The organism is Elizabethkingia argenteiflava (assembly GCF_009904105.1).
GTDB classification, from domain to species: Bacteria; Bacteroidota; Bacteroidia; order Flavobacteriales; family Weeksellaceae; genus Elizabethkingia; species Elizabethkingia argenteiflava.
The window spans coordinates 19,711-30,838 of the sequence record NZ_JAAABJ010000614.1 but is presented as its reverse complement, the minus strand read 5'-3'; the positions used below and the strand labels follow the sequence as shown (position 1 = coordinate 30,838).

Here is an 11,128-nt window from a genome sequence, read left to right as displayed (position 1 = left end):
CCCGCGTTAAAACCTACTTTAGATTTTGTATCGCTGAGATTTTGGTCTTTGGAGATTGAAGATACGTTCATTCCTGCCTTAATCCCGAATTTTGGACCAGTTTGTGAAAAAGCAAATGTTCCCATCATTACACCCAGTCCTAAAAATAATTTTTTCATAAATTAAAATTTATTTATTATGATCAATATTCTGCAAACAAAATGCCAACTTATACCCTTTAATAATAAAGCCCGATAATTTATCGGGCTTTATTATTGAAACTAAGTTCGGCTTAAAATGTATAATTTAATCCTAATTGAATGTTTTCATTCTTAGAATTGCGGAATTCTTTTCCTATAGTAGTATCTTTTTTACCTATTTTAGTAAATCCGTTGGTATATCTTGCATTGACACCCCAATTGTCTGTAATTCTGTAACCTAAACCAATAGCACCGCCTGCGTTGAACCTTTTTAGCTCATCCAAAGCATCCTTAGACCAATTATCTGTTGTAGAGGTGTTGCCATCTTTTAGTTTGTTGTTTGCATTTACTAAGTAACCAAATTCAGGACCTGCTTCTACATAAAGCTCTGGTGTTACATTCAACTGAACCATTAAAGGAACAGTAACGTAGCCTAAGTTTGTACTATAAGTTTTAGAGCTACTACCTTCTGTAGTGGTTTTGGCACCCACATAGTTATAGATAACCTCAGGTTGAAAATTGAACTGAGACGATAAAGGTACGTTCATAAATACCCCCCCGTTAAAACCAAACTTGTGCTCTGTATTTTTAAATTTACCGTCTGTTATTGTAGAAAGATTACCCCCGCCTTTGATACCAAATCTGATTCCGTCATTTGTCGTTTGGGCAGAAGCCATGGTACCTAGAACTACTCCTATACCTAAAAACACTTTTTTCATAGTTTTGAATTTTACTTGTTGTATTATTTTTAATAGTATTTAAATTTTATTAGTTTCTTCAACGCTTAAGATTAAGACAAATCAAATGCCAAACTTTAATTCTATTGAATATTTTGTCATCATTCTTTTATATCGTTTAATTGTAAATATCTATTTATTAATTGTTTAATTGTAATTTTATCACAAAAAAAGAGAGTAGAATCATGACAAATAGACATTCTTATAATACTCTAAAGCCTCCTCAATCTGACTTTTTGTGGTTTGATAATCGTATACACAATGGCCAATACGATCGATAAGTGAAAATCGCATACTTCCTTGGCTGTTTTTTTTGTCGTTCAGCATTAGATTATAGATTTCGTCTTTATCCAATTTGCCAATAGGGAGATAGGGATATATAGACCGTAGACAACTGCTAATTTCAGTCAGGACAGCTTCCTCTATAAGACTATGGCTAAATGCAAGATGGGATTCCATAATCATACCTGCCGCGATAGCCTCTCCATGAGGAATAGGTGTATGATTCTGAAGAAAAAGACTCTCTATCGAATGGCCAAGAGTATGTCCGAAGTTAAGTATTTTACGAATATTTTTCTCCTTGAAGTCTTGTTCCACCACTTTTTGTTTTAATTTCATCGACGCTAAGACATAAGGCTCTATATTTTCAGGGGTTAAAGTAATCTTTTTAAGTTTATCCCAGTGTTCCTTAGAAGCTATAAGTCCGTGTTTTAGCATTTCGGCAAAGCCACTTCTCAATTGTACAAAATCAAGGGTTCTAAAAAATTTAGGGTAGGCATATATACGTTCAGGATATGCAAAAGTCCCAATAATATTTTTATAAAAATGGTGGTCTATACCTGTTTTTCCTCCTATAGAAGCATCTACCATTCCCAAAAGAGTAGTAGGGATATTGATAAATTTAATCCCTCTTTTATAAGTGGATGCTATAAAACCGCCTATATCGGTGATAACACCGCCTCCTATATTCACCATTAAAGCATTTCTATCGACTTCAAAATCAGACAGAATGTCCCATAATTGTGCAGCCGTATTCAAGTTTTTCATCTCTTCACCCGCTTCAATTTCGATAATTTCAAAACGAATATCGGTTTCCAATCGAGATAAAAATAAGGGAAGGCAATGTTCGTGGACATTATGATCTACTAATAGCAGTAGAAGGCTAGGTTTAATTTCTTTTATATATTGGTTAAGCTCACTAAAGTCATCATCTAAAAAACTGATCATACTGGGAATTGATTTTTTTTGTAGGATTTATCAAATTAAAGATCAGTGGTGTAAGCCAAATGTATATTAGCAATACCTTCCTGATCCGAAAATAGTTTAAAAACAAAATATAAATGCATTACTATTATCACACAAATAATGCTATTTTATTTAATAACTCATCTCTACAATACTCCGTGCATCGGAAGGACTGAGTTGCTTACGCTCACCAATACCCAGCATATTTCTGTCTTTGAATGTTTTTTCTACACGTTCTGCAGTTCCGTTGTAATCCTCAGTATATTCTGAAAGCTTGGTTTTAATTCCAAGAGAATGGAAGAAGGTCTCCAATTTTTCAATCGCTAGAAGAGCCTTTTCTTCTGTTGTTCCGCATTCTATGCCCCATACTCTTTCCCCATATTGCGCCAATTTTTCTTTTTTATACTTTAAATTATAGCGATAGTGACTCGGGGCGATAATGGCCAATGTACGGGCATGATCGATATTGTAATAGGCGGTAAGTTCATGTCCTATAGCGTGCACCGACCAATCCGTAGGAACCCCTTTTTGGATAAGACCGTTAAGCGCCATCGTACAACACCACATAAAATCAGCAGCTGCGGTATAATTAAACTCTTCCGACATTACTTTAGGCGCTACTTCCTGTAGGGATTGCAAAATACTTTCAGCAAAACGATCTTGAAGTGAAGCCCCCACAGGATAGGTCATATATTGTTCCAATACATGGGTATAGGCATCAGCAATTCCATTCGATATTTGATTTTTAGGAATAGAGCGGATAACCTCTGGATCCAAAACAGAGACCTGAGGAAATAATCCTGGACCTCCAGCTGAAAGTTTTTCTTGGGTAGCCCTACGAGAAATTACGTAACCGGAGTTCATTTCAGAACCTGTAGCAGGCAAAGTTAGTACGGTTGAAAAAGGAAGAGCTTCACCTTCCAGGGTGTAAATAGAGTTTCTTAAAATATCCCAGGCATCCCCATTATATTTTGCTGCTGCTGCCAGGTATTTTGTCCCATCAATTACCGATCCACCACCTACTGCTAATAGGTAATTTATATTTTTTTCCTTAATAAGTTTTAAGGCTTCCATTAGTACTTCATACTCAGGATTAGCAGGAATTCCTCCAAATTCTTCCACATGATGTTGGCTTAAAGCATCCTTTACCTGTTGGTAGATTCCGTTTTTTTTAATGCTACCTCCTCCATATAGCAGAAGAATGTTAGCTTCTACAGGAATTTCTTGTTGTAGTGCTGAAATTTGGTCTTTTCCAAAAATAATTTTAGTTGGATTTTTATATTTAAAATTGAGCATTATACTTTGAGTTTTTATTAGCCAGCTAATTTAGTTTTTTTTTGATAAACCTAGCCATATCGGTATTAGATTTTAGCACATCATAAAACTGAAAAAGATGAGCGATTTGAGAATTTAAGATCTAATCTTTTTCAGCTCTCCCGTTCGATCTTCTATTTTATAATGTAACGCTCGGGCCAGTACAAAAAGATCATTTAAATTCCGAATAAGTTGCTCATGGCCTTGTTGCTCCAATTTTTTCTTATTTATACTTTTTAGCATATTTTGCTTAGCAGATGCTATAATTTCATTAATACTTTTCTGGTCGAAGCGATTAAGTGCATAATCATCCATAAAATGAATTCTAACATCCGGATATATTTTAATCTCCGCTCGGGGGAGATTCGTAATGATGAGTTTTTTCTGAAGGCTGTCCACATTAATTTTCATGTTTTTTAGATCGTAAGTTACCTGAGCTTTAGCTGTAGTATAAAGCACCATCTCTTTTGGCAGAATATCGTATCCCGAAACCTGAAAAATGGCGCTTTTATGCGTTTGGAAACTAGAGAAATTCTGTTCCAATACTAGCATTTTATTCATCTTATCAATTTGATTGCTGAGCAGATAATACTCTTGATTGATGAATTTCGCTTTTCTTTCAGTGTATTGTCGCCATACCGATACAAACAATAGGGTAGAAAGTACGCCGATTAAAATAGCGACATAAGTAGGTATCTTTTTCAATGTTTTAGTTTTAGCCTATCTTAAATTAATATGTTAAAATTTTTAAGATGTTATATATAGATATTAATATTGGTAAATAAACTTGGAGACATTATTAATACTATTGCATAATCTCCCTTCCAATTACCAGTTTCTGAATTTCGGAAGTACCTTCACCAATAGTACAGAGTTTAGAGTCGCGGTAATATTTTTCTGCCGGAAAATCTTTTGTATAACCATATCCTCCAAAAATCTGTAGGGCTTCGTTGGCAATCCTTACACAAGCTTCTGAAGCATACAACTTGGCCATAGCGCCTTCTCGGGTCATTTTTTGATGCTTGTTTTTTAAGTGGGCAGCCCGATCAATCAATAATGCTGAAGCTTCAATTTCGGTAATCATATCAACCAATTTAAAATTAATTGCTTGAAAATCAGCTATAGCTTTACCGAACTGCTTTCTTTCTTTTGCGTATTTCAGAGCTGCTTTATAGGCTCCTTTTGCAATCCCTAAACTTAAAGCGGCGATAGAAATTCTGCCCCCATCCAATATTTTTAGTGCTTGTTTAAATCCCTCACCTACATTCCCCAGACGATGGGTGTCTGGAACCCGTACCTGATCAAAAATCAATTCTGCTGTTTCAGAAGCTCTCATGCCGAGTTTATTTTCTTTTTTTCCTGCATAAAATCCAAGCATGCCTTTTTCTAAAACAAAAGCGGTAGCATTGTTAGAAGCTCCCTTTTCTCCAGTACGGGTCATCACTACCGCAATATCTCCCGAAATCGCATGGGTAATAAAATTTTTAGCACCATTGATAATCCAGTCGTTACCATCCCTAACAGCAGTAGTGGACATTCCCCCGGCATCTGAACCTGTATTGTGTTCTGTGAGGCCCCAGGCTCCAATGCTCTTTCCTGATGCCAATTGGGGAAGCCATCTCATTTTTTGCTCTTGGTTTCCAAATTCGTAAATATGATTGGTACATAGAGAATTGTGAGCAGCTAAAGATAAGCCTATAGAGGGATCTACCTGGGAGATTTCGTCTATAATATTTACATATTCGTGATAGTTAAGCCCAGACCCCCCATACTCTTCCGGTATGACCACGCCCATGAAACCCATTTCACCCAATTGATGAAATAAATCTTTGGGAAAATATTGTGATTCATCCCATTCCATCATATATGGTCTTATATTTTTTTCTGCAAAATCACGTGCTGTCTCTGAAATGATTTTTAGCGTTTCTGGAGTTTTTAAATTCATAGGAGTCTATTTTTTCCAAATATAATGAAAAAGGTATTAAAATGCATGAATATTAGGAATTGTACAAAATCTACCTTCAGTTATATTTTGTACAATTCCTAATGATACGACTATAAATAAATCACCAGTTAATCATCGGGAGTCATAGAATCTGAATAATATTTGTAAAAACCTTTAATTAATGTAGGGGAAGCGTTTAGAGATGATATCGCTCATTAATACAATAATTCTTAAAATAAAATAATAAATTTGTACCATATTATAATCATACATGAGAAAGATACAGATGGTTGACTTACAAAGTCAATATCGGAAAATAAAAAGTGAAGTAGATAAAGAAGTAGTAGAGGTAATGGACTCCGCCACTTTTGTGAATGGCCCAGCAGTAAAAGCTTTTACGACAGAATTACAAGACTACCTCAATGTAAAACATGTAATTCCGTGTGCAAATGGGACCGATGCTTTACAAATAGCATTGATGGCACTGGATCTTAAAGAAGGGGATGAAGTCATCACTGCTGATTTTACCTTTGCTGCTACGGTAGAAGTAATTCATTTATTAAAACTTAAATCGGTCTTGGTAGATGTGGATTACAATAACTTTACGATAAATACAGAGAAACTTAAATCAGCCATTACCCCTAATACAAAAGCGATTATTCCTGTTCACCTTTTCGGTCAATGTGCGAATATGGAAGAAATCCTAAAAATAGCCAAAGAACATCATTTATATGTTATTGAAGATAACGCACAGGCTATAGGAGCGAATTATACTTTCTCAGATGGTACCCAACAAAAATCAGGAACCATGGGTACGATAGGTACTACCTCCTTTTTTCCTTCTAAAAATTTGGGATGCTATGGCGACGGAGGCGCTATTTTCACCAATGATGAGACACTCGCTCACAAAATGCGTGGTATTGTAAATCACGGTATGTACCGTAGATATTACCACGATGAGGTAGGTGTTAACTCTCGTTTAGACAGTATACAAGCTGTAGTTCTCCGGATAAAACTTAAACTTCTAGATGCCTATACCAAGGCCAGAAATGAAGCGGCGGATTATTACGATAAGGCATTTGCCAATCATGATCAAATTCTTATTCCGAGTCGCTCACCCTATTCTACACATGTTTTTCATCAATACACACTCAGGATATTAAATGGGAAGCGGAATGGACTACAAGAATTTTTAGCCTCTAGAGATATCCCGGCAATGATCTACTATCCCGTAGCTTTAAGAAAACAAAAAGCTTATTTTCAAGAAAGTAAAGCTGCCGATTTTGAGAATACAGATAGATTGCTAGAGCAGGTAATATCTCTCCCAATGCATACTGAGCTGGATGAAGAACAGCTCAATTATATCACACAAAGCGTTTTAGAATTTATGAATACAACACCATAACTATGGCTATATTAGTGACTGGAGGACTCGGCTACATAGGGTCCCATACAGTAGTGGAACTTATCCAAAGTAATTTTGAGGTGATTATTGTCGACGACCTCTCCAATACGGAAAAATATATATTGGATGGAATCCAAAAAATCACAGGGGTAAGACCTGTGTTCTATCCCTTTGATTTGAAAAGGAGGGAATTGCTTACTCAGGTTCTAGAAGCTCACAAAATTGAGGCGTGTATACATTTTGCAGCCTATAAAGCGGTGGGGGAAAGCCAAGAAAAACCTATAGATTACTATGAAAACAATCTGTTTTCTCTTATTAACCTCCTCCAAGAGTTTAAGTCTAGAAATATTTCCAATTTTATTTTTAGTTCGTCTTGTACAGTCTATGGTCAGGCGGACGAAATGCCTATCTGGGAAGAAACTCCTTTAAAGCAACCTGAATCTTCTTATGGAAGAACCAAGCGTATGGGGGAGGATATACTGAAGGACTTTGCAATAGCTCACCACAAAAAAGTGAGTTTATTAAGATATTTTAATCCCATAGGGGCGCATCCTAGTGCCTTGATCGGTGAGCTTCCGTTGGGAGTGCCCAATAATTTGGTTCCCTACATATGTCAAACTGCCGCGGGAATTCGAGCGTGTTTAAGCATTTTCGGTCAAGATTACCCTACAGCAGACGGCACCGCTATTCGCGATTATATTTATGTAGTAGATCTGGCTAAAGCACATGTAGCTGCACTAAAGAAAGTCATTCATCATAAAACAGATAGCCTTATAGATATTTATAATTTAGGGACCGGAAAAGGCTCTTCGGTATTGGAAGTAGTAAAAGGCTTTGAGGCCGCCAATCAGGTAAGGGTAAAATACGAGTTCAAACCGCGTCGTACTGGGGATATCACTATTGCTTACGCGGATGTATCTAAAGCAGAGCGGGAACTCAACTGGAAAGCTTCTACAAGTCTAGAAGAAGCCTTAAAAACCACATGGCAGTGGCAAAAACATCTGGAGAGTAGAAATTCATAATTAAAATTGTTTTTAAGAATTATATTATATAAATATAATCAGTCTTCTTCGGTCTTATGCACAATATAACGAAGTTTTTTATTATTTTTGTACTCTTGATTCGATAATTATAGGGATCCAACGCATCCTAATAATTATAAAAAATAACAAAAGTTACACATGAAAGAATTTTCTAAAGAAGTCTACCTGAAATGGTATGAGGATATGACGATGTGGAGACGCTTTGAGGATAAGTGTCGTTCTCTTTATTTAAAGCAAAAAATCAGAGGTTTTTTGCATCTGTATAATGGGCAAGAAGCTATACCAGCTGGTTTTACCCACGCCATGGACTTAACCAAAGACAGTATGATTACCGCATACAGGTGTCATATCCACCCCATGGCAATGGGTGTAGACCCTAAGAGGATTATGGCAGAATTATGTGGTAAGGTTACCGGTACATCCCGCGGTATGGGAGGTTCCATGCATATCTTCAGCAAAGAACATCGTTTTTATGGAGGACATGGTATTGTAGGGGGGCAGATTCCTTTAGGTGCAGGTATTGCTTTCGCGGATAAATACTTTAAAACAGGGGGTGTTAATATTTGTTTCTTTGGAGACGGAGCTGCCCGTCAGGGATCTCTTCATGAAACTTTTAATATGGCCATGAACTGGAAGCTGCCTGTGGTTTTTGTAGTAGAGAATAACCAATATGCTATGGGAACTTCAGTAAAGAGAACAGCTAATCATGAAGATATTTATAAATTAGGTTTAGGTTATGAGATGCCATGCCGACCTATTGATGCCATGGATCCTGAAAAAGTAGCCGAGGCTGCTTTTGAAGCCATTGAAAGGGCTAGGAGAGGAGAAGGTCCTACCTTCCTTGAGGCACGTACCTATCGCTATAGAGGCCATTCTATGTCTGATGCTGAGCCTTACAGAACAAAAGACGAAGTAGGAGTCATGAAGAATGAGGATCCTATAGAACAGGTAAAGCATAAGATCCTAACCAACGGCTGGTCTACAGAATCTGAGCTAGAAGCCATTGATGCTCAATCCAAACAATTTGTTGAGGATTGTGTAGAATTTATGGAAAATTCAGCATATCCTGAGACTTCACAGGTCTATGACTTTGTATATTCAGAACCCGATTATCCATTTGTAGATCAACTAGAAAATAAATGATATTGATTTAGAATTTGTAGGCGGAATATGCGTAATCTCGGATTTTAAATTTAAAATAAAGAAAATTATGGCGGAAGTAATAACAATGCCGCGTCTTTCGGATACCATGACGGAAGGTAAGGTTTCAAAATGGCATAAAAAAGTAGGCGATACTGTAAAAGAAGGTGATCTTATTGCTGAAATAGAAACCGATAAAGCGGTACAAGACTTTGAGTCTGAATTTAATGGTACACTTTTGTATATAGGTATTCAGGAAGGGGAACAGGCACCTGTGGATAATACACTCTGTATTATTGGAGAAGAAGGAGAGGATATCTCATCTTTATTAGGGGATAAAACAGCGGAAAAAGAGGATACAGAAAAACAAGAGACTCCAGCAGAAAATACTCCCGATGAATCTTCACGCTCAGCAGATGTCCCTGAGGGAGTAGAAGTAATCAGCATGCCACGCCTTTCAGATACCATGACAGAAGGTAAGGTTGCAAAATGGCATAAACAGGTAGGGGACTCCGTAAAAGAAGGTGATATTATTGCGGAAATAGAAACCGATAAAGCAGTCCAGGACTTTGAGTCTGAATTTGACGGCACCCTGCTTTATCAAGGTGTTCAGGAGGGCGCTGCGGCCCTTGTCGATAAGGTATTGGCGATTATTGGACCTGCGGGAACCGATATTTCAGGATTAACATCTGGAAAGGCTCCAGTAGAGGGCAACAAAACTTCAAAAGCTCTCGAAAAAAATACAGTAGAGGAAGTTTCTTCAAAAGAAAACGAGGCAGATACCCGCACGAATACAGTTACAGGTGATAGAATTGCTATTTCTCCACTAGCCCGTAAAATAGCCCAAGAAAAAGGAATCGACATTTCAACGATAAAAGGTTCTGGAGAAGGTGGCAGAATTGTCAAAAAAGATGTTGAGGAATATAAGCCTTCTGCTGCTGCAGAGTTTCAAAATAACTCAACAGTGTCAACTCCTTCAAAACCTAGCCTTAACATTATAAGCGGAGAGGATACCGAAACCACCAACTCTCAGGTTCGTAATGTTATCGCAAAAAGGCTCTCCGATAGTAAATTCTCGGCACCTCATTACTATCTTATGGTAGAAATCAATATGGACAAAGCCATTGCTGCCAGAAAAGAAATCAATAGCCTTCCGGATACTAAGGTATCTTTCAATGATATGATTATCAAAGCAACCGCTATGGCTTTAAGAAAACATCCGCAGGTAAATAGTTCTTGGGCAGGAGATAAGGTTATCCACCGAGGCAATATCAATATTGGTGTAGCTGTTGCAATTCCGGATGGTTTGGTGGTACCTGTACTCAAAAATACGGACCATATGTCTTACTCAGATATTTCTTCAGCGGTTAAGGATATGGCATCAAGAGCTAAAAATAAAGGTCTTAAAGCCAATGAAATGGAGGGGAGCACTTTCTCTATTTCTAATTTGGGTATGTTTGGTATAGAAACTTTTACCAGTATTATAAACCAACCCAACTCAGCCATTCTTTCTGTAGGGGCCATTATTGAAAAGCCTGTGGTTAAAGATGGACAAATTGTGGTAGGCAACACCATGAAGCTTTCATTAGCTTGTGATCACAGGGTTATAGATGGGGCAACAGGAGCTGAATTCTTACAAACATTGAGAACTTATCTTGAAAATCCATTTAGTTTATTGGTGTAAAAGCTAAATAAAATATAAAAAAGCCTTTTCCTTTATTGGAAAGGGCTTTTTTATTACTTCTTTTGAGTCTTATAACGAAGCTTGATAAGCGAATATAATAAATTTTAGAGGGATTAGTATTTAATTGCTCTTTGAGTACTACATAGAATTTTTTACCTTTCAAAGCAGTATAAGTCTAGGGGTATTTGTTTCTCACATCGTTTAAAAGTCTTTGTTGTGGAATTTCAGTTCATAATTAAACTTGTTTCCCTTCTGATCTTATCCATTGATAAAAGGCTTCTCTTGAAATACTAATAATATCTTTTGCATAATGGAGAACTTTTAATTTTTTACGTATATCTGAAAGTGTTTTTATATTAGTGATGGGCTCTTGATTTTCAATTTAATAATTATTTATAAATCGTCAATCTAAGTCCTGACTGAGGTTTTCACGAAC

The 11,128-nt window shown here is 36.8% G+C and carries 9 protein-coding genes and 1 pseudogene; 4 read left to right on the top strand and 6 right to left on the bottom strand.

Features of this window, described 5'->3' with window-relative positions:
- The 6 genes and pseudogenes from GNY06_RS14360 to GNY06_RS10590 form a co-directional block, all read right to left on the bottom strand.
- Window positions 1–158 (bottom strand): annotated as a pseudogene (locus tag GNY06_RS14360) (porin family protein); the annotation flags it as partial.
- Between the two features lie 113 nt (window positions 159–271).
- Complete coding sequence (locus GNY06_RS10610; protein ID WP_166520048.1) at window positions 272–898, bottom strand: porin family protein; 627 nt, start codon at window positions 896–898, stop codon at window positions 272–274.
- 201 nt (window positions 899–1,099) lie between these two features.
- Complete coding sequence (gene aroB, locus GNY06_RS10605; RefSeq protein WP_166520047.1) at window positions 1,100–2,143, bottom strand: 3-dehydroquinate synthase; 1,044 nt, start codon at window positions 2,141–2,143, stop codon at window positions 1,100–1,102.
- Window positions 2,144–2,293: 150 nt separating this feature from the next.
- Entirely contained in the window at window positions 2,294–3,457 is a 1,164-nt protein-coding gene (locus GNY06_RS10600) for an iron-containing alcohol dehydrogenase (RefSeq protein WP_166520046.1), read from the bottom strand.
- 114 nt (window positions 3,458–3,571) lie between these two features.
- A complete protein-coding gene (locus GNY06_RS10595; RefSeq protein WP_166520045.1) occupies window positions 3,572–4,180 on the bottom strand; it encodes a DUF4230 domain-containing protein in 609 nt (202 codons plus the stop codon).
- A gap of 100 nt (window positions 4,181–4,280) precedes the next feature.
- Window positions 4,281–5,420, bottom strand: coding sequence for an acyl-CoA dehydrogenase family protein (locus GNY06_RS10590; protein ID WP_166520044.1), 1,140 nt, complete (start codon window positions 5,418–5,420; stop codon window positions 4,281–4,283).
- A 271-nt stretch (window positions 5,421–5,691) separates the two neighbouring features.
- On the opposite strand from GNY06_RS10590, the gene GNY06_RS10585 reads away from it, so the two are divergent.
- The 4 genes from GNY06_RS10585 (at window position 5,692) to GNY06_RS10570 (ending at window position 10,692) form a co-directional block, all read left to right on the top strand.
- A complete protein-coding gene (locus GNY06_RS10585; protein WP_166520043.1) occupies window positions 5,692–6,825 on the top strand; it encodes a DegT/DnrJ/EryC1/StrS family aminotransferase in 1,134 nt (377 codons plus the stop codon).
- A gap of 2 nt (window positions 6,826–6,827) precedes the next feature.
- Window positions 6,828–7,847, top strand: coding sequence for a UDP-glucose 4-epimerase GalE (gene galE, locus GNY06_RS10580; RefSeq protein ID WP_166520042.1), 1,020 nt, complete (start codon window positions 6,828–6,830; stop codon window positions 7,845–7,847).
- 159 nt (window positions 7,848–8,006) lie between these two features.
- Window positions 8,007–9,011 (top strand): pyruvate dehydrogenase (acetyl-transferring) E1 component subunit alpha, encoded by a 1,005-nt coding sequence (gene pdhA, locus GNY06_RS10575; protein ID WP_166520041.1) that lies wholly within the window; start codon window positions 8,007–8,009, stop codon window positions 9,009–9,011.
- Between the two features lie 67 nt (window positions 9,012–9,078).
- Window positions 9,079–10,692 carry a 2-oxo acid dehydrogenase subunit E2 gene (locus GNY06_RS10570; RefSeq protein ID WP_166520040.1) on the top strand — a complete coding sequence of 538 codons (1,614 nt, stop codon included), beginning with the start codon at window positions 9,079–9,081 and terminating at the stop codon, window positions 10,690–10,692.
- Window positions 10,693–11,128: the final 436 nt, after the last annotated feature.